19 protein-coding genes are annotated in these 18813 nt (G+C 42.5%); 8 read left to right on the top strand and 11 right to left on the bottom strand.

Annotated features, from left to right (window positions below; genetic code table 11):
• The first annotated feature begins 121 nt into the window (after nucleotides 1-121).
• Nucleotides 122-790: a glutathione S-transferase gene (locus tag ACHUGF_RS07430; protein WP_394130160.1), complete on the top strand. Its 669-nt coding sequence runs from the start codon at nucleotides 122-124 to the stop codon at nucleotides 788-790.
• A gap of 94 nt (nucleotides 791-884) precedes the next feature.
• Nucleotides 885-1169, top strand: a complete 285-nt coding sequence (locus tag ACHUGF_RS07435; RefSeq protein ID WP_394130161.1) for a tyrosine-type recombinase/integrase — start codon at nucleotides 885-887, stop codon at nucleotides 1167-1169.
• 133 nt (nucleotides 1170-1302) lie between these two features.
• Here the strand turns inward: ACHUGF_RS07435 and fis are convergent, their stop codons facing one another.
• The 4 genes from fis to ACHUGF_RS07455 form a co-directional block, all read right to left on the bottom strand.
• Entirely contained in the window at nucleotides 1303-1611 is a 309-nt protein-coding gene (gene fis / locus ACHUGF_RS07440) for a DNA-binding transcriptional regulator Fis (RefSeq protein WP_394130162.1), read from the bottom strand.
• A gap of 24 nt (nucleotides 1612-1635) precedes the next feature.
• Nucleotides 1636-2598, bottom strand: coding sequence for a tRNA dihydrouridine synthase DusB (gene dusB / locus ACHUGF_RS07445; protein WP_394130163.1), 963 nt, complete (start codon nucleotides 2596-2598; stop codon nucleotides 1636-1638).
• 301 nt (nucleotides 2599-2899) lie between these two features.
• Entirely contained in the window at nucleotides 2900-3781 is an 882-nt protein-coding gene (gene prmA, locus ACHUGF_RS07450; protein WP_394130164.1) for a 50S ribosomal protein L11 methyltransferase, read from the bottom strand.
• Between the two features lie 159 nt (nucleotides 3782-3940).
• Nucleotides 3941-4963 carry a zinc-binding alcohol dehydrogenase family protein gene (locus tag ACHUGF_RS07455; RefSeq protein WP_394130165.1) on the bottom strand — a complete coding sequence of 341 codons (1023 nt, stop codon included), beginning with the start codon at nucleotides 4961-4963 and terminating at the stop codon, nucleotides 3941-3943.
• A 108-nt stretch (nucleotides 4964-5071) separates the two neighbouring features.
• Here ACHUGF_RS07455 and ACHUGF_RS07460 point away from each other — a divergent pair, with 108 nt between their 5' ends.
• From ACHUGF_RS07460 to ACHUGF_RS07475, 4 genes are all read left to right on the top strand, one after another.
• Nucleotides 5072-5989, top strand: a complete 918-nt coding sequence (locus ACHUGF_RS07460; RefSeq protein WP_394130166.1) for a LysR family transcriptional regulator — start codon at nucleotides 5072-5074, stop codon at nucleotides 5987-5989.
• Nucleotides 5990-6199: 210 nt separating this feature from the next.
• Nucleotides 6200-6937 (top strand): fumarate reductase cytochrome b subunit, encoded by a 738-nt coding sequence (locus ACHUGF_RS07465; protein WP_394130167.1) that lies wholly within the window; start codon nucleotides 6200-6202, stop codon nucleotides 6935-6937.
• A 94-nt stretch (nucleotides 6938-7031) separates the two neighbouring features.
• Complete coding sequence (locus ACHUGF_RS07470) at nucleotides 7032-9056, top strand: fumarate reductase flavoprotein subunit (protein WP_394130168.1); 2025 nt, start codon at nucleotides 7032-7034, stop codon at nucleotides 9054-9056.
• Nucleotides 9053-9790 (top strand): fumarate reductase iron-sulfur subunit, encoded by a 738-nt coding sequence (locus tag ACHUGF_RS07475; RefSeq protein WP_394130169.1) that lies wholly within the window; start codon nucleotides 9053-9055, stop codon nucleotides 9788-9790. Before ACHUGF_RS07470 ends, ACHUGF_RS07475 begins: the two co-directional genes overlap by 4 nt.
• A 437-nt stretch (nucleotides 9791-10227) precedes the next feature.
• On the opposite strand, the gene ACHUGF_RS07480 is transcribed toward ACHUGF_RS07475, so the two are convergent.
• Nucleotides 10228-11226: a DUF4382 domain-containing protein gene (locus tag ACHUGF_RS07480; RefSeq protein ID WP_394130170.1), complete on the bottom strand. Its 999-nt coding sequence runs from the start codon at nucleotides 11224-11226 to the stop codon at nucleotides 10228-10230.
• 537 nt (nucleotides 11227-11763) lie between these two features.
• Between ACHUGF_RS07480 and ACHUGF_RS07485 the strand changes: the two genes are divergently transcribed.
• Entirely contained in the window at nucleotides 11764-12195 is a 432-nt protein-coding gene (locus ACHUGF_RS07485) for a GNAT family N-acetyltransferase (RefSeq protein WP_394130171.1), read from the top strand.
• A gap of 678 nt (nucleotides 12196-12873) precedes the next feature.
• On the opposite strand, the gene ACHUGF_RS07490 is transcribed toward ACHUGF_RS07485, so the two are convergent.
• The 6 genes from ACHUGF_RS07490 to trxA form a co-directional block, all read right to left on the bottom strand.
• On the bottom strand, nucleotides 12874-13551 hold the full coding sequence (locus ACHUGF_RS07490) for a GNA1162 family protein (RefSeq protein WP_394130172.1): 678 nt from the start codon (nucleotides 13549-13551) through the stop codon (nucleotides 12874-12876).
• Nucleotides 13551-13916: a DUF4810 domain-containing protein gene (locus ACHUGF_RS07495; RefSeq protein WP_394130173.1), complete on the bottom strand. Its 366-nt coding sequence runs from the start codon at nucleotides 13914-13916 to the stop codon at nucleotides 13551-13553. Before ACHUGF_RS07495 ends, ACHUGF_RS07490 begins: the two co-directional genes overlap by 1 nt.
• A 9-nt stretch (nucleotides 13917-13925) precedes the next feature.
• Nucleotides 13926-14285 carry a hypothetical protein gene (locus ACHUGF_RS07500; RefSeq protein ID WP_394130174.1) on the bottom strand — a complete coding sequence of 120 codons (360 nt, stop codon included), beginning with the start codon at nucleotides 14283-14285 and terminating at the stop codon, nucleotides 13926-13928.
• Between the two features lie 10 nt (nucleotides 14286-14295).
• Nucleotides 14296-15222, bottom strand: coding sequence for a CsgG/HfaB family protein (locus ACHUGF_RS07505; RefSeq protein WP_394130175.1), 927 nt, complete (start codon nucleotides 15220-15222; stop codon nucleotides 14296-14298).
• A gap of 259 nt (nucleotides 15223-15481) precedes the next feature.
• Nucleotides 15482-16747 (bottom strand): transcription termination factor Rho, encoded by a 1266-nt coding sequence (gene rho, locus ACHUGF_RS07510; RefSeq protein ID WP_394130176.1) that lies wholly within the window; start codon nucleotides 16745-16747, stop codon nucleotides 15482-15484.
• A 212-nt stretch (nucleotides 16748-16959) separates the two neighbouring features.
• Entirely contained in the window at nucleotides 16960-17286 is a 327-nt protein-coding gene (gene trxA / locus ACHUGF_RS07515; protein WP_394130177.1) for a thioredoxin TrxA, read from the bottom strand.
• Nucleotides 17287-17505: 219 nt separating this feature from the next.
• Between trxA and rhlB the strand changes: the two genes are divergently transcribed.
• Entirely contained in the window at nucleotides 17506-18810 is a 1305-nt protein-coding gene (gene rhlB / locus ACHUGF_RS07520; protein ID WP_394130178.1) for an ATP-dependent RNA helicase RhlB, read from the top strand.
• Nucleotides 18811-18813 lie beyond the last annotated feature (3 nt).

Consider the following 18813-nt stretch of genomic DNA (forward strand, 5'->3'; position numbering starts at 1 on the left):
CTCACTAGCTCTATACATGTTAATGCAGGGGATCTTACGCTTATCTGTTGCGAAAGCCCACGTTTAAAGGGGATAATTAATTAGCAGTTTTGCATGTAGGCTTCAAGGAATGTGCTCTAGCATGAATAAAATCAGCCAGTTACCTATTATCTATTCGTTACGCAATTGCCCCTTTGCAATGCGTGCCAGAATAGCCATTTATAAGTCGCAACAGGCAGTACGGCTGCGCGATATTGTATTAAGCAATAAACCCGCCGACATGATCAGTGTTTCGCCTAAAGGCACAGTCCCTGTGCTGGTGACTCCTCAAGGGCAAGTAATAGAAGAAAGCTATGAGCTGATGCTATGGGCATTAGGGCAAAACGACCCTGATAACTTATTGTTTAGCGATGATGAGTCAAAGTTTACCGCCATGCTTGAACTCATTTACCGCTTTGACAGCCAATTCAAACCTTGCCTAGAAAACTACAAATGCGCCAAACGCTACAGCGAAGATAATATTGAGCAGTGCCGACAGGCCTGTGAAGTGCATATTGCTGAGTTAGAAAAGCGTTTATCGATGCATTCGTTTTTTATCGCCGACAGAGAAAGCCTCGCGGATATCGCCATTTTACCTTTTATCCGCCAGTTTGCTCGGGTAGAGCGCCAATGGTATTTAACTGCGCCGTATCCCAAGCTGAGGCAATGGCTGGATAGGTATTTACAGAGCAAAATGTTCAGTAAAGTGATGGCCAAACATCCGTTATGGATTGATTCAGGTGAGGAAGTCTTACTAGGTGGGCAACAGTAAAACACTGCGGCTATGGTTAATGTGATTGCCTATACAGCAGAAATCTAGGCCCCGAAAAGGTGACCTAGATTGGAGGGGGATTAGAAGTGGCTGCTTGATTCACAAACGTTTGAAACATAAAGAATCATGGTCACTGCATGATTTGCGAAGAATATTTGCAACCAAATTAAATGATTTAGGCATTGCGCCATATGTTGTCGAACAGCTACTAGGGCATTCGTTAGGCGGTGTAATGGCTATCTACAATCGCAGCAATTACTTGCCAGAAAAACACGCTGCACTCGACATGTGGTGTGAATGGCTGGAGCAACACATGAACCCTAGAGGTAATGTGGTCTTGCTTAACCCATCGCAGAGGTCACTAATTAAAATGGCTTAAGCCCTTTGTTACTTTCAATTGAGCACAAATGCTTTAACGCCTTTAGCGTGTAATCATGTGTGTAACGGTCAATAAAAAAGGGTTAGCCAATTACGGATAACCCTTTTCAATACATCATGTTAAGAATTGCTTCTTAGTTCATGCCGTATTTTTTTAATTTCTTGCGTAAAGTACCACGGTTGATACCTAGCATGTTGGCAGCACGAGTCTGGTTGCCACGAGTGTGCTGCATGATGATGTCTAGCAGAGGCGCTTCAACTTCACATAGTACCATTTCATATACTTCTTCAGCTTCTTGGCCGTCCATTTGGGCGAAAAAGTTAGTCACAGCGCGCTTAACTGCGTCACGTAGTAATTGTGGCTTGATAGTACCGTTAGCAGTTTCAATTTTGCCAACAGTAAGCTGATGAGGTTCTGTGTTAGTAGTAGTCTGATCAAACATTCGTATTCTGCTCTTTAATTAATTCTAAACTAATTCATCAAAATAGCGTTCTATAATAGAACGCTGTTGGGCGGCGCTTTCTAACCGATTAAACTCGGCGCGAATAGAGCGCTGCTCCTCTGTATTTAGGTACCATCCGATATGCTTTCTAGCAAAGCGGACTCCCTTAAATTCGCCATATAAGCCGTAAAGTTTTTCAAGATGTTCAAGCATCACTGTGCGTTGCTCTTCCATCTTGATTGGCGATAACTTTTCACCTGTTTCCAAGTAGTGCTGAATTTCTTTAAAAATCCAGGGCCTTCCTTGTGCACCTCTTCCAACCATCACTGCATCGGCGCCAGTGTAGTCCAAGACAAACTTGGCTTTCTCTGGACTGTCGATGTCTCCATTGGCGACAACTGGAATCGAGATATTCTGTTTAATGGCTTTGATTGTGTCGTACTCAGCAAAGCCTTTGTACATGCACTGGCGCGTTCGACCGTGAACGGCAAGTGATTGGATACCACAATCTTCGGCTATCTGGGCAATTTGAAGACCATTTCGGTTTTCTGGGTCCCAACCCGTGCGAATCTTTAAGGTCACTGGTACATCTACTGCTGCGACCACGGCTTGTAAAATATCTCTTACTAGCTCAGGTTTTTGCATCAGGGCAGAGCCTGCAAGTTTCTTATTCACTTTCTTTGCTGGGCAACCCATATTGATATCAATGATTTGCGCACCTTGCTCAACATTGAGTTGGGCAGCGTTTGCCATTAATTGTGGGTCAGCACCTGCAATTTGAACCGAGCGAATACCTTCTTCGCCAGAATGCATCATGCGCTGGCGGCTTTTATCTGTATCCCAAACTTCAGGATTGGATGAAAGCATTTCTGATACGGCTAAGGCTGCGCCATAGCGTAAGCAGAGGTTTCTAAAAGCTTGATCGGTGACACCTGCCATTGGTGCCACGATCAGCTGATTACTCAGTTGATAGGGGCCAATTTGCATTGCGAATTTCACCTTGCTCGTCAAAGGGGCGCTATATTATCCGTTTTTTACCAGCTTGAAAAGGTCAATAAATGACCTAAACGAAACTTTTTTTCTTGACTTTTGGCATTGGAGCTAAAAGCGCTAACTTTTTTGTGAACTGAGCATGTTTTTGAGTGCTGGCGCGAGTTACAGGGTAAAAATTTTGTTGAAAATGTTACTGTTTCGCATGAAAAGCGGGGGAAATGGCTAAATCTAATTTGGCTGTTTTTTATTCAAATTGTGAGGGGCGTCAAATGCCCCTCAGCAATAATATGGCTGACTACTTTCGAATACCGTTAAGTCGGCTCCAATCTTCCTTGTGAGTCACAGGTTCCATATCAAACCACTGACTGTAAAAGTCTGCCACATCTTGAGCTTGCTCTTGTAGCAGGCCTGATAAGGCTAATAAACCGCCAGGTTTCACTTTTTCTGCAATAAGTGGTGCTAACTCTTTTAGCGGGCCTGCAAGGATATTGGCTACCAGTACATCAGCTTGTAAGCCTGTGGGTTGATCTTCGGGTAAGTATAATGCCAGTTTATCAGCTACATCGTTACGCTCAGCATTGGCTTTAGAGGCATCAATCGCTTGATAGTCGATATCGACACCGGTGACTTTCTTGGCTCCTAGCTTAATGGCGGCAATGGCAAGAATGCCTGAACCACAACCAAAATCGATGACTTCTTTATCTGACAAATCCAGACCATCTAACCATTCAAGGCACAGCGCCGTTGTTGGGTGAGTACCTGTACCAAATGCTAAGCCGGGATCCAATATGACATTAACAGCATCAGGCTGAGGGATGTCACGCCAACTTGGGCAAATCCATAAACGCTCACCAAACTGAATAGGGTGGAAGCTGTCCATCCATTCACGTACCCAGTCTTTGTCTTCCACTTGTTCAATCTTATGCTTAAAGCCTTGGCCTAAAAATGGCATTGATTGTAAGAACTCAATGGTTGGGGTCAAATCTGTGCCGGCATCAAATAGTGAGATAACTACAGTGTCTTGCCACAATGGCGTTTCGCCTAGCTTAGGTTCAAAAATGGGTTCATCTTGGCCATCTTCATAAGTGATTGAGACCGCACCTTGGTCCATGAGTAAATCGCCAAGCATATCTGCATGGTCGCTGTGAGTGTGAATGCGAAGTTGGATCCAAGCCATGGTGTGTCCTAAAAATCAGAAGAAATGCAATTGAGCGGCATTATAACCTGATTGAGTCAGTGATGGGAAAAACCATCATCCTAGGATGACCCAAAAGGAAACAGCACCCAATTGGGTGCTGCTTATCGTAGTGTATGGTAGTGGCGTATTGCTAAAACCTTAATGACCAAACCCTTCAAGGACGATTTTGCCAACACTGGAGTTTGATTCGATTTGCTGGTGGGCTTTAATCAAATTAGTGGCATTGATTTCACCAAAGTGTTCGCCCATAGTGCCTTGTAGTTTTCCTTGATCAATGAGTTCTGCTACACGGGTTAACAAATGGTGCTGCGCTATCATATCATCGGTTGAAAACATGCTGCGGGTGTACATAAACTCCCAGTGCAATGATAAACTTTTTTGCTTCATTGACATGATATCTAAGGGCTTTGCTGGGTCGTCAATTAGTGCGAGTTTGCCTTGTGGTTTTAATGCTTTAATGCACTCGTCAAAGTGCTGTTCTGTGTGAGTTAAGCTACATACATGGGTCACGTCATTTAGGCCCACTTTTGCTAACTCTTCACTAATCGGTTTGCTGTGATCAATCACTACATCGGCACCTAGGCTTTTTACCCATTGTTGGCTTTTAGGACGTGAAGCTGTGCCAATAACCGTTGCACCGGTTAACTTAGCTGCAAGCTGAGTTAAAATTGAGCCAACACCGCCTGCTGCCCCAATCACGAGTACACGAGCATCTTTTGCACTGCCATCTTGAGGTAAGCCTAAACGATCAAATAGCATTTCCCAGGCGGTAATGGTTGTTAATGGTAACGCGGCAGCTTCCGCCATTGATAATGACGTTGGTTTACGGCCTACAATGCGCTCATCAACTAACTGATACTCAGCATAAGTACCAGATCGAGTTAAATCGCCTGCATACCAAACTTCATCACCTACATTAAATAGACTGGTTTTATCGCCGACGGCCTTAACCACACCGACAGCATCCCACCCCAGTATTTGTGCTTCACCAGCGGCTGGCTGCTTACGTTGACGTATCTTAGTATCAACAGGGTTAACAGCTATGGCGTTGACTTCAATTAACAGATCATGCCCAGTGGCTTGTGGCATAGGTAATTGAATATCTTCAAGTGCGTTATCGGCTTTTATTGCACCAGTGTGGTAATAACCAATGGCTTTCATGTTAACTCCTAGGTGAACATCGCTAAATAAAATGGCTATTTTGTCTAACGATACTGTTAAGATAAATAGGGTAAAGTTTGTTTGTTTTTCAAAAGGTTTTTGATAATCATGCATGTACAAGATTTGGCATTATTTATACGTATAGCAGATTGCGGCAGTATTTCAGCAGCAGCAATAGAATTAGACATGTCGGCTGCATCAGCTAGTGCGGCGGTTAAGCGTTTAGAAAAGGAGTTAGGTGCAAATTTATTTATTCGTACCACGCGTAATTTACGCTTAACTGAGCAGGGAGAGCGTTACCTTATTCATTGTCGCCGTGCGCTAGATGACTTAACCCTAGGTCAGCAAGCAATTATGACTGAGCAAGATGACTTTGCTGGTGCTATCAGTATTTCTGTGTCATCAGATTTTGGCCGAAACCTGTTCTTACCTTGGCTTGAACCCATTTTACAGCAACACCCTAAGTTGTCGGTGAGATTGCATATGGGCGATCAGTTATCAGACTTTTATCGTGACAAAATTGATGTTGGGCTACGTTACGGTAAACCTGAAGATTCGACTCAGGTTGCCTTTGAAATCTGCAAAGTCAGACGATTATTGTGTGGCTCTGCTAATTATATCGCCCAAAAGGGCGCGCCGAGTACGCCTGATGAATTACGTCAGCATCAATGTTTAATCTATAAACTGGATGAACGGACTCACGATCAATGGCAATTTAGTCGTGAACAGCAACAATTCAAAGTGAGAGTTACAGGAACCCGCAGTACTAATGATGCGGAAATTGCTCGCAAGTGGGCGGTTGCTGATCAAGGCTTGGTATTTAAGTCCACATTGGATTTAGCCGATGATATTATTAACGGCCGCCTGCAGCCAGTAATGCCCAATTATCTGGGTGAACAAATTAGCCTGTATTTGGTGTGCCCGAGCCGAGAACAAGTCACGCCAGTGATAATTATGCTCAGAGAAATGCTCAGACAGCAGTGTAAACGACTGTTACGGCAAGTATCGTCCTATTTACCAGAATAGCGTTTTAATTACAGAACAATATATGTTATTGATTTTCATCAAGTTGAATTCTTGTAATACAAATTAGTAATATATGTTGTTTGTGATCTGTGTCTAACAACTTTGGTGTGACCAGTGACCAGTGTCACGGTTTTTTTTACTGCTCCCTTTATTTACAGATAGTCTTGATATGCTCGTTGCTCTCGAGGGAACAACATAAGAGTAGTCATCATGAGTGTGAATGAATCGCAGCAGCCAAGTGCTGACCTGTGTGCGAACAAGGGGTTTTCACATCCTGTATGGGCGGCAAGAGCCGATCGATTACAAAGTGCTACTGGTGTGTTGCTTGGGCTATTTATTGTGGCCCATCTTCATTTCGAGTCTAGCATCATGTTGGGTAAAGACGCGTTTTACCATGTGGTGCAATTTCTAGAAGGTGGTATTTTTAGCGAATCGGGTCATGGCTTTCCCATTTTAACCCAAATCTTTTCGGTGTTTTTGCTGGTGGTGGTAATGATCCATGCAGCCTTTGCATTACGTCGATTTCCAACTCAAATCAATCAATGGCGACAGTTACGCAGTCAAATGCAGGTGGTAAGCCATCAAGATACCAAGCTATGGTTTTGGCAAATGGTAACTGGCTTTGTGCTGTTTTTCCTCGTGCCGGTGCATTTATACACCATGATTGCCACACCTGATATTGGGCCTAACCTCTCTGCTGAGCGGGTTTACCATGATAATGCTTGGATGCTGTATGTGCTGCTACTGCCTGCGGTTGTATTTCACGCCATTGTCGGCCTGTATCGCGTAGCGGTTAAGTGGGGACTGGTGAGCAATCGCTTTGCCTTACTTAAGTTTGCCAAAATCTTGATTGTGTATCTGATGGTATTAGGTATCGCTAGTTTAGTGACATATATCATTCTTGGCCGAGCGCTTGAATTACCAGTCGTGCCATACGTGCCAAATTAATGATGTCTTGGCTAACCGCTCAATGCCGTTAGCCAAGATGTATTAGTTCGCAAGATTTGAGTTTTAAATATTAAACAGTTGTCGAGGTAAACCTGTGAAAATTATATATACCGATTCACTTGTCGTAGGTGCCGGGTTAGCAGGATTGAGGGTAGCGATTGCTGCCAAAGAACGTGGCCTTGATACTGTCGTGTTATCGCTTATTCCCGCTAAGCGTTCTCATTCATCCGCAGCCCAAGGTGGCATGCAAGCATCCCTAGGAAATACCGTAAAAGGGATGGGAGATAATGAGGATGTGCATTTTCAAGATACTGTAAAAGGCTCCGACTGGGGCTGTGACCAAGATGTCGCCCGAATGTTTGCCCATTGTGCACCTAAAGCCGTGCGAGAACTTGCCAATTGGGGCGTGCCTTGGACACGTGTGACTAAGGGCGATCGCCAAGTGATTGTGAATGCTGAAAAGGTCACGATTACCGAAGCTGAACAAGCACATGGCCTAATTAATGCGCGTGACTTTGGTGGGACTAAAAAGTGGCGTACCTGTTACACCGCAGATGGTACCGGCCATTCACTGTTATATGCCGTGGATAATAAAGCGATTTCAATGGATATTCCTGTGCACGAGCGCATGGAAGCATTGAAAATTATCCATGATGGTAAGCGTTGTCATGGTGTCATTGCTCGGTGCCTGATCACGGGTGAGCTGCGTGCTTATATTGCCAAATCAACAACCATGGCCACGGGTGGCTACGGTCGTATCTATGAAGTGTCTACCAACGCCATTATCTGTGAAGGTGTCGGGCAGGGTATTGTACTTGAAACCGGCGTGGCAACACTGGGTAATATGGAAGCGGTGCAATTCCACCCAACAGCCATTGTACCTGTTGGTATTCTCACCACCGAAGGTTGTCGTGGTGATGGTGGTATCTTGCGTGATAAAGACGGTCACCGTTTCATGCCAGAATATGAGCCTGAAAAGAAAGAACTCGCATCACGAGATGTGGTTTCACGCCGTATGACTGAGCATATGCGAAAAGGAAAAGGCGTGGAAAGCATCTATGGTCCACACCTTTGGTTAGATATTACCTTACTTGGTCGCAAACATGTGGAAACCAATCTTCGTGAAGTGAAAGAGATTTGTGAAAACTTCCTAGGGATAGATCCTGCGAAAGATTGGATTCCAGTGCGCCCAACACAGCATTACTCAATGGGCGGGATCCGCACGACAGCAACCGGTGAAAGCCCACAACTGTCAGGCTTATTCAGTGTCGGTGAAGCGGCATGTTGGGATATGCACGGTTTTAACCGACTCGGGGGGAACTCGTTAGCTGAAACGGTTGTTGGCGGCATGATCATTGGCAAATATGTGGCTGATTATTGTGAAACAGCGACACTCGAAATAGACACTCAGCTGATTGAGCAGTTTGGTGAAGAGCTCGCTGGTGAGATTGATCAGCTAGTTGATGGTGACGGTACAGAAAACCCATTTGAAATCAAACAACAAATGCAACAAGTGATGATGGATTATGTGGGGATTTTCCGTAACGGTGAAGAACTCACTAAAGCTGTTGATGTACTTAAATCACTATTACAACGCGCCAAAAATATCGGCTTAAAATGCAAAAAACGTCACGCTAACCCAGAGTTAGTAGAAGCATTACGGGTAAGACGTATGTTGAAGGTGGCGCTGACCGTCGCTTGTGGTGCAAATGCGCGTACAGAAAGTCGAGGGGCGCATTCTCGTGAAGATTACCCACAACGAAACGACAGAGAATGGTTGAACCGTACCTTAAGCTCATGGCCCAATGCCAATGCATTAGAACCTATGCTTAGTTATGAACAACTTGATGTGATGAAAATGGAGTTGCCACCTGGATACCGAGGTTACGGCAATGACAATGCAATTGCTCACCCTGATACAGAGAAGCGTGAAGCCCAAATTAGTCAAATTTTGTCTGAATTAGGCGATGACGCTGATCGTCATCAGCAACAGGCGGCCATTATGCCTTTCGAGTTACCAGAAAGCTTGAGACCACATAATGAAAGGCTTGAAGATAGCCTTAGCCAAACCAGTGAAAAAACGGATAAATCAACCGTTTCAGGAGGAGCAAGCGAATGAGTACAGCGAGAACCTTAACGTTTGAAATTTTTCGCTATGACCCACAGTTAACTGGTGATAAGCCAAGGATAGAGACATACGAATTAGCAGAAGCGCCAGGCATGACAGTATTTATTGCGCTTAATATGTTGCGTGAAAAACAAGACCCATCACTGCAGTTCGATTTTGTTTGCCGTGCAGGTATTTGTGGCAGCTGCGCCATGGTCATTAATGGTATACCTACCTTAGCGTGTCGTACCCTAACGGCTAATTACCCAGATGGTGTGATTAAGTTGATGCCGCTACCAGGTTTTGAATTAATCGGCGATTTGTCGGTTAACACGGGTAAATTCATGCGTGAGTTGGCTGAGCGTCTACAGCTGTGGTTAAAACCAAATGATGCCGATAGCGATATTCACCGCATTGAGAAGCCAATGGACCCTGAAGAAGCTGCCAAGCTTTATGAGCTAGAACGCTGCGTTGAGTGTGGTGTGTGTGTCTCTGCTTGTGCCACTAAGCAAATGCGAGATACCTTTGTTGGCGCAGTGGGCATGATGAAAATAGCCCGTTTCGAGCTAGATAGTCGTGACAGTCGCACCAATGAAGATTTCTACCATGTGATTGGTAATCAAGATGGTGTATTTGGTTGTATGACCTTATTGGGTTGTCAGGATACCTGCCCGAAAGATCTGCCACATATGACACAAATCGCTTATTTACGTCGTAAAATGGCAACTACGATTGTGAGTTGTTAAATCAACTAATTGATAAACTAAAGCCGCATATCTGCAAAGATAAGCGGCTTTTTTGTTGGTGGGTTTTATACAAACAACCTAGTCGTTTCGCTTTGGAATCAGCCAGCGCTCCATAAGAAAAATGCAGAAGAAGCATAATTTTCGATGATGATTTCTACAACTGCTGATTTTGTTTGGCGTCCTAACTCATTTCTGCCCCCAAATGAGTTGGCTCGTAATTTCGGTAACTAAGGGCGTCTATCATAAAGTTAGAGCTGGGGTTGTTGACGAGCCGCAAAAACTCTAAAAACTTGTATTGCGGATGAGTGTTACGAATGGACGTTTTCTAAATCGGATATACTCCGAACTGGTGAGTCGAAGAATGAATTTTTTCACTTCAGATTGAAATAGTGCAATATTGGGCTTCTGCATAGTGAGAAGCCCTATTCCACGTCTATCTAACCGCCGTGGTGCCCACCCCCATGATGCCCACCATTACCGTTACCGCATTCATGAATGGTTTGCTGTCCCCCCTGAGATCCAGTCTCGATGATGATCTTGCCAGAATCTTTAAACATCACATACGGGCCACCACTGATATCGTCAGCTATTGGGTCATCCAGATGCCCTAAGCAGCTGTAGCCCACTCTGTACTCACCCGCAGGCAGGTATCCCATTGTGAAATACCAGTTACCGTTAATATCTTGCATCATCGGACTGACCGCCGAAGGCGCAGTACGTCCACTTGGAGGCGTAACTCCCATATCAGCCATCTGACTTATGTTGTTGATGGTTTTAGGATAAAGATAGGCTAAATGGGAAAACTGTCCGCCGATAGGTGCTAAGTTTGAGTAAGTCGACTCACAGTCGGCTATCCATTGAGGGTCGACTTCTCCTAGTAAGTGGCCCATATAACGGTTGTCTACACTCCACATCCCATCATGGTTTAATTTATATTGGCCTTGATGATATGAAAGCCCTCGATATAGATCAATCTCCACCGTTAGCGAAAGGTGCTGCCCTGCAGTCAGTTCGAAATCATGGATAGGTAGTTGTCCATCTGTCACATGGAGCCCATGGCGTCCCTGACCATTCTCTAAGTAACAACCTTGACCGCCGTCACCTTGATGAACGGTGATATAAACATCGTGATATCGACCTTGAGGCAGATCAATACCTGAAATCACCATATAACTGTCCATACCCTGGTAATTGAGCAAATTAAAAGACATATCTTGCAAATCATATCTATGCATAACGCCCGCAGCATCTGTCATGATGAGCTCGTCTAATACTAAGGCCAAATGAGAAATATCTGACATAGGGGAGTCAGAAACACCAAGTGATAACTTACCCATTGGCGACACCGTTTCTTTTTCAGGATTAGATCCGTCACTTCCACAGGCACTTACGAGTAGCAAAGAGGATAACAATAACAGCACTATATTAGTATTCATAGCAGGACCAGTGTTAAACAAATAGCACCCAAAGATAACCATTTGTAGGTAGTTTGTTACTGATCTGTATCAACACTTTCTGCTTTAGGATTGAAAATTTTACTGAGATATCCCTTCCGAATAAGAGTTAAATTAATGATGTAGCGGAATAGACAGCTTAGCCTTACTTGTCGTAATGTGGGCTGGAGTTTGTTTAATTATTAACTGTAGCTAATTTCTGTCCAGAAATGCGTTATATAGAATCTAATGTAGTGGCCAGTATTCATTGTCCACGACAAATTGCCACGACGTTTTTTGGTATTGATAAAATTTGAATACGCCAAATTGAAAATGTTGTTCAAATTATCAGGTGATTTATTGACTCAACCTCTGGTTGCTTAATGAGAAATTGATAGTCACTGTGCACGTTTTGCAAAGTACTTATGATTAATACGCACTATCTAAATGATATGTAGTTTGTGGACAGTTTAGTATCTCGAGGATAAAATTCGCGCTCGCGGCTGCACATAGGTTTCAGTCAATTTTAGAGAAAATACGATGATTGTAGAAAATGTGCTTCCTGAAAATCACGTTGAAATGCTTAATGTTTGGGAAAATTCAGTCAGAGCAACTCATGACTTCATCACAGAAGAAGATATTGAGTTTTTTAAGCCCATCATCATTGAGCAAGCTTTTCCGGCTGTCACTTTGAGATGTGTAAAAGATGAAAGCGGTTCAATACTAGGTTTTGTGGGCATCCACGATTCAAAAATTGAAATGCTATTCATTTTTAACGAAGCAAGAGGCAAAGGCGTTGGTAAAGTGCTACTGAAATATGCGGTAGAGCAACTAAAAGCAACCAAAGTAGATGTAAACGAACAAAACCCACAAGCGGTAGGTTTTTATGAGCATATGGGTTTCAAAGTTGTTTCACGTTCTCCACTTGATGATATGGGAAAACCATTTCCAATTCTGCATATGACACTGTAAAGCTCGGTTGTCGTCACCCAATTTGTTAGAAGAAACGCCCAAAGCTAATAACTTTGGGCGTTTCCGTATTTTGTGGAAATATCACCTAAATAAGCGTTATTGAGCGTTTTACACGGTGTTATTTGCTATGGGCGGAAATATACATATCGAGTATTGGCCGGTTCATGAGTTTATTCGTTAGTGAGGATTGTAGTCAGATTAACTGGCATGAAATAGAGGAATTTCTAGCATCAGAAGGTATGGCAACATATGGTGCAGAAAAGCACGAGTGAGCTTTTGAAGACAGTGATGCCAAAGTCTTCATATATGATGCTTTAAAACTAGTTGGTTTTGGTGCTATCTCTGATGGGGAATATTAAGCTGCTATCTATGATATTGCTGTATCCTCGGAAACCCAAGGAAAAGGGGGAGGTAAACGGGTCGTTCAAGAACGCTTTAATAGGTTACCAAACTGCAATGTTATTTTGTATGCAACAACTGGTATGGCTAGGTTACAAGTGAAGCAGCGCTGAAAAAGTTCACCAAAACATAAACCTAATAACTACTGTCATTTGAGCAGAGTGATATCAGCTCGATATTAGTTTTCATTTTAGTTTTAATTCCTCAGTATTTACTACTCAGCAATAATAAAAATGCTTCAACAAAAAAGCCGCTAAGTTAGCGGCTGTTTGATATTTATTAAAACGTTTGTTTTGGTGCTTCTGCTAATTCAGGGATAACATTTTTGTCTTTACCATCTTTCATATGCTTTGGATGATATTTGCCAACGGGAAGCGTTGTTACAGCATTTTCGTGTACGCGCCTTGCGACGGGAACATAATCAGTTGCAGCAGTAGAAACTGCTGTGACAATAAGGTCAGCGATTAAATTACCTGAAGAGCTTGAGGTATCTAACACAAAAGTGTTCTCATATGACCATAGCACTTGGTTTGTCGTTGAAGACATTAATATGTATTCCATACCAACAGTGACATTACCAGCGATGACCATATAGTTTGTTTCCCAGTCTGTTAGCTTAATGAATAGAACTGTATCAGCACCAAACTTCTCTTTATAGCTAGCCATTGGTATGCCTTTTAACTGTGCGCCATCGATAACTCCAGCCTGTTTGAAGATATGATTGACAATAGGAACAGGCATCACATAGTAGCCTTTGTTGGCTAGAGGTTGGGCGACAGTAGCATTCAGAAAGTCAGCAGCATCAGCAGCAGTTGTTTCATTAATAACAGGAACAATTAGCATAGCCTGACGATCAGAACCGTCATACATTGACGGAAAAGCTGATTCTTTGGTTGTAGTTGTTGCAGCGCAACCACTAAGTAACAGCAAAACGAATATAGATAATAAAAAGCGCATTATGAGTTTCCTTTCTCGTTATTATCAGCAATTAATCTTTCAATAAAAGGTTTTGACTCTGGGTAAAGTTGAGTTTCTTGTTGATAATAGTTAAAACTTTCTTGCTGTTTACCTTGTTTCGCTAGAATGTAGCCTAGTTCAGCGTAAATACCTGGCGGAACTTTTAAGCCATTTTTCTTTGAAAACTCAACTATTTCATATAGTTCTTCTATATGTCGATCAAGGGTTTTGTCTGAAGGTGTTTTAATATAATCATAATATGTTTCTGAATACCCTCCCCAGTAATAACCACTTTCAGTAACTGTGGCACATCCTGATATCAGCAGTATTGCAGAGAAAACACCTAGTTTTGCAAATATTCGCATTCTTATTCCTTAAAGTCTTATTGTTCTTATTTGGCCACTAGCTAAATATAATTCTTTAGCTAGAATGGTCGTTCCGTGAGCATTTTGAATAGATAATTTATGGTTACCTTTATCAACTTTGATTGATAAAATTTGCTTATTCTCATCAGCAGCATCTGCTGCACCCGCTACTCCCGTTTTATAAGGCGTTAAATCAGACTTTACAATAGTATGATTAGCCACTTTTCCTACTGAAATAGTCAGTCCTACAAGTTGATCGGCAATGAGGACAATTTTTTGTTCATGCTCTAGCCCAGACTGAGTATGCTGAACATTAGATCCACACGCAGTCAAAAAAAGAGCAGTAACAATAGCGATAAGATATTTCATCAAATAGTCCTTATTGATCAGATAAATAGTATTTAGAAAGCTCTTGAGACAATGAACCCTCAATCATTTCTACGAATGATATTTGTTCGAACTCATCCGTACCATAAGTCGAAATCACTTTAGCTTTACCGATTTTTTTCCCTGGTAGAGTCAGCATTCCACCAGTTTGAGGGTTTTTAACCAGTTTCCCTTTTTGATAAACAAATAGTTCTAGGTTTGGAGTGAGGCCTTGAGCATCGCCACCAGAAATTATCAAGCTATCATCTTCATTTGATAAGAAAAATGACTCCCAAGGTTCTGCTGTCATATTTTCAACTAAATTACTTATTAGTTGAGAAATTGCCTGAGAAAGTGCTTTGTCAGTAAGACTTTGGTCATAAGCTGCTGATGTACCTGCGCCGAAAGATTTTTTGGTTTCAGTAGTAGCTTCACCTGCGCCTTCTTCTGAGCTAATAATTCGGCCAGTTTTGATATCAACGAGGCGAACATTGACCTTGGTATAGGCTTTTTGTAGTTTAGAACGGGAAAATACACCTGTTGTGCTTTCTACTGAACGTCCAAATTCGCTCACCGAGCCAACTATCAGGTAATCAACCCCTACTCCTGCTTCGTTTATCCCTTGAAGAATGTTTTCTGCATTTACTTCATTTTGATCAATACGCTCAAACATGATGAACTTGTTTGTTTCTGCTAGCCTAGCGCTTAGTATATCGGCAGCTTGCTTACCAATTCTGTTACCAGCATCATCTACAAGAAAGCTGTTAGCTGCTTGAGTTTCATTTGAAAATCGTGAGATTGCAATTTTACGTTTTAAAAATGTTTGTGGATGTTGTTCTTGAGTAGTAACGGAAGCAGTTGTAGCGTCAAGCCCTGAAGCTGTGGATGATAAAGGTAGTAATACGAGGGCGGCCGCGAGATATAATGGCTGGAAATTCATAAAAGTCCTTTTTAGTAGTTTGCGGACAACTTTATAGAAAACTACACTATATTGTGTCTATTAAGTTAAATCCTTTTAAGTGAAATGAATATATCACTTATTTCACTTTTATGACAAAGACTTTTACGAATAACATTCTGATAAGAAAGTGATTTAGTGAAAAGTAATATACTATTTCAGTGAACTTTAATGATGATTTGTAAACACAAAAAAGCCGCTAAGTTAGCGGCTTTTTTAATGCGATTTTCAACAACTCAAATTATGATTTAGCGCGTTTCATTGCAGTGAAGAATTCATCGTTGGTTTTGGTCATCGCCAATTTATCGATAAGGAATTCCATTGCACTTACTTCATCCATTGGATTTAGGATCTTACGTAAAATCCACATCTTCTGCAGTTCTTCATTCGTGGTGAGTTTCTCTTCACGACGTGTACCTGAACGGTTGAAGTCAATCGCAGGGAAGACACGTTTTTCAGCAGCTTTACGAGATAAGTGAAGCTCTTGGTTACCCGTACCTTTAAACTCTTCGTAGATAACTTCATCCATTTTAGAGCCAGTATCAACCAGTGCAGTAGCAATAATGGTTAAACTGCCGCCATTTTCAATGTTACGTGCAGCACCAAAGAAGCGCTTTGGACGGTGCAGTGCGTTGGCATCAACACCACCTGTCAGTACTTTACCTGACGATGGGATGACCGTGTTATAGGCACGAGCTAAACGGGTGATTGAGTCAAGTAAGATCACTACGTCTTTTTTATGCTCTACAAGACGTTTTGCTTTTTCAATTACCATTTCGGCAACTTGAACGTGACGAGATGCTGGTTCATCAAAGGTTGAAGCAATGACTTCACCTTTCACCATCCGTTGCATTTCGGTCACTTCCTCTGGGCGTTCATCAATCAACAATACCATCAGTTTCACATCAGGGTTGTTGTTGGTGATGCTTTGCGCCATGTTTTGTAGCAGTAGCGTTTTACCCGCTTTTGGCGGCGCAACAATCAAACCACGTTGGCCTTTACCAATTGGCGAACATAAATCCAAAATACGCGAAGTGATATCTTCGGTTGAACCGTTACCACGCTCCATGCGTAAACGTTCTTCAGCATGCAGTGGGGTTAAGTTTTCAAAGAGGATTTTTGTGCGGGAATTTTCAGGCTTATCGAAGTTAACTTCAGACACTTTAAGCAATGCAAAATAGCGCTCGCCGTCTTTCGGTGGGCGGATTTTACCAAAAATGGTATCACCGGTACGCATGTTAAAGCGGCGGATTTGGCTTGGTGATACATAAATATCATCAGGGCCTGCAAGGTAAGAGCCATCTGCGCTTCTCAAGAAACCAAAGCCGTCTTGAAGGATTTCGAGGACACCGCCACCGAAAATATCTTCACCACTTTTAGCGTGGGCTTTTAGGATTGAGAAGATGATATCTTGCTTGCGAGCACGTCCCATATTTTCAAGTTTCATGCTTTCAGCAAGTGAAACTAGATCCGATATTGACGTGTCTTTTAATTCAGTTAAATTCATGAGTAGGAGGTCTTGTATTACGCGACAAAGCTTACCGCGATCAATCAGTAAGGTTGTTTAAGAATTTATGATTGATATGCGAGAATGGTTAGTTGAAAATCTGTAGAATAAATTAGCACTATCTGAGTAGTACGTCCAGATTTTTAGGGAAAAAGCGGCACAAATTGTTCATAACTTGTGCCATTTATCACTAATTGATGCTTGTCTACGGTTTATAGTTGCGCGTCGATAAATTCTTTCAATTGAGTTTTAGATAACGCGCCAACCTTGGTACCGACTAGCTCGCCACCTTTAAACATAAGCAAAGTAGGAATACCACGTACGCCGTATTTAGCTGGTGAAACGTTGTTTTGGTCTACGTTTAGCTTGGCTACGGTTACTTTACCTTCGTATTCTTGTGCGACGTCATCTAAGATTGGCGCAATCATTTTACAAGGACCACACCACTCAGCCCAAAAATCAACTAATACAGGTGTATCAGCATTAATCACGTCATTTTCGAAGCTGTCGTCGCTCAAGGTTACAATTTTATCGCTCATGTTGTTCTCCAGATTTGGTTCCATTGCTAGTTTATTAATGGCTTACCATGTATATTGGGTCAGCTAAATCGGTTTTCAAGAGACCGAATGAATATCCGTTTACTTATTTAACAAATTAGATGCATAGAAAAGATGCATTTTACATAAGAACGGATGAACAATGACGTTATTTCAAACGAAAGTTTATTTTTTTGCAACCCCAACAGGTATGCTGGTGCTATGAGCCAAACACATTTATCGACACAGAAGTTTGCCGACTTCCCTCTAAAAGATGAGGTTAAAGCGGCATTAAACGAGAACGGCTTTGAATTCTGTACGCCAATTCAGGCGTTATCACTACCAATATTACTGAATGCTAAAGATATTGCTGGTCAGGCACAAACCGGAACCGGTAAAACGATGGCCTTTTTAGTGGCCACTTTTAACCATCTATTGACAGTTGCAGCGCCAGAAGCGCGCACGGCAACACAACCTAGAGCCATTATCATGGCGCCAACCCGAGAGTTGGCTATTCAGATTGCTAAAGACGCGAACTTACTTGCAAAACATACCGGCCTTAAGGTCGGTATTGTTTATGGTGGCGAGAGTTACGAAACCCAACGTGAAGTGCTAGATAAGGGTGTAGATATTCTTATTGGTACCACTGGGCGCATTATTGATTATGTGCGTCAGGGAGTGATCAACTTAAATCACATTCAAGCTGTTGTGTTAGATGAAGCTGATCGCATGTTTGATTTGGGCTTTATTAAAGACATTCGCTTCTTATTCCGCCGTATGCCGGATGCCAATGCGCGTTTAAATATGCTGTTTTCTGCCACGCTTTCAATGAAAGTGCAGGAACTTGCATATGATCATATGAATGATCCTGAAAAAGTCGAAATTGCACCACTTGAGAAAACCTCAAAGAACATCAAAGAAGAGCTATTCCATCCTTCGATGGAAGATAAAATGCGTTTGTTGTTGAGTTTGATTGAGGAAGATTGGCCAGAAAAAGCCATTGTATTCTCAAACACCAAACACAGCTGTGAAAAAGTATGGTCATGGCTTGAAGGTGACGGTCATCGAGTGGGCTTGCTTACGGGTGATGTGCCTCAGAAAAAACGAATTCGCATTTTAGAGCAATTTACCAATGGTAACTTGGATCTATTAGTGGCGACAGACGTTGCCGCTCGTGGTCTACACATTTCTGATGTGTCACATGTGTATAACTATGACCTACCAGATGACTGTGAAGATTACGTTCACCGTATCGGTCGTACAGGTCGAGCCGGTGCAAAAGGTGTTTCTGTTAGCTTTGCATGTGAAGAGTATGCGTTAAATCTTCCTGCAATTGAAAGCTATATTGATCATCAAATTCCGGTCAGTAGCTATGACCATGAAGCGCTGCTTGATGACATTCCACCACCGGTGAGAATTCATCGTAAGCACCCGAGTAGTCGTACTCGTGATAACGCTTCTAGCCAAGGTGCCCATCGCAGTGGCGGGAAACGACCACCGCGTCATAGGACACGTCGTCATTCATAGTAG

Source organism: Shewanella maritima, assembly GCF_043643735.1.
Taxonomy (GTDB): Bacteria; Pseudomonadota; Gammaproteobacteria; order Enterobacterales; family Shewanellaceae; genus Shewanella; species Shewanella maritima_A.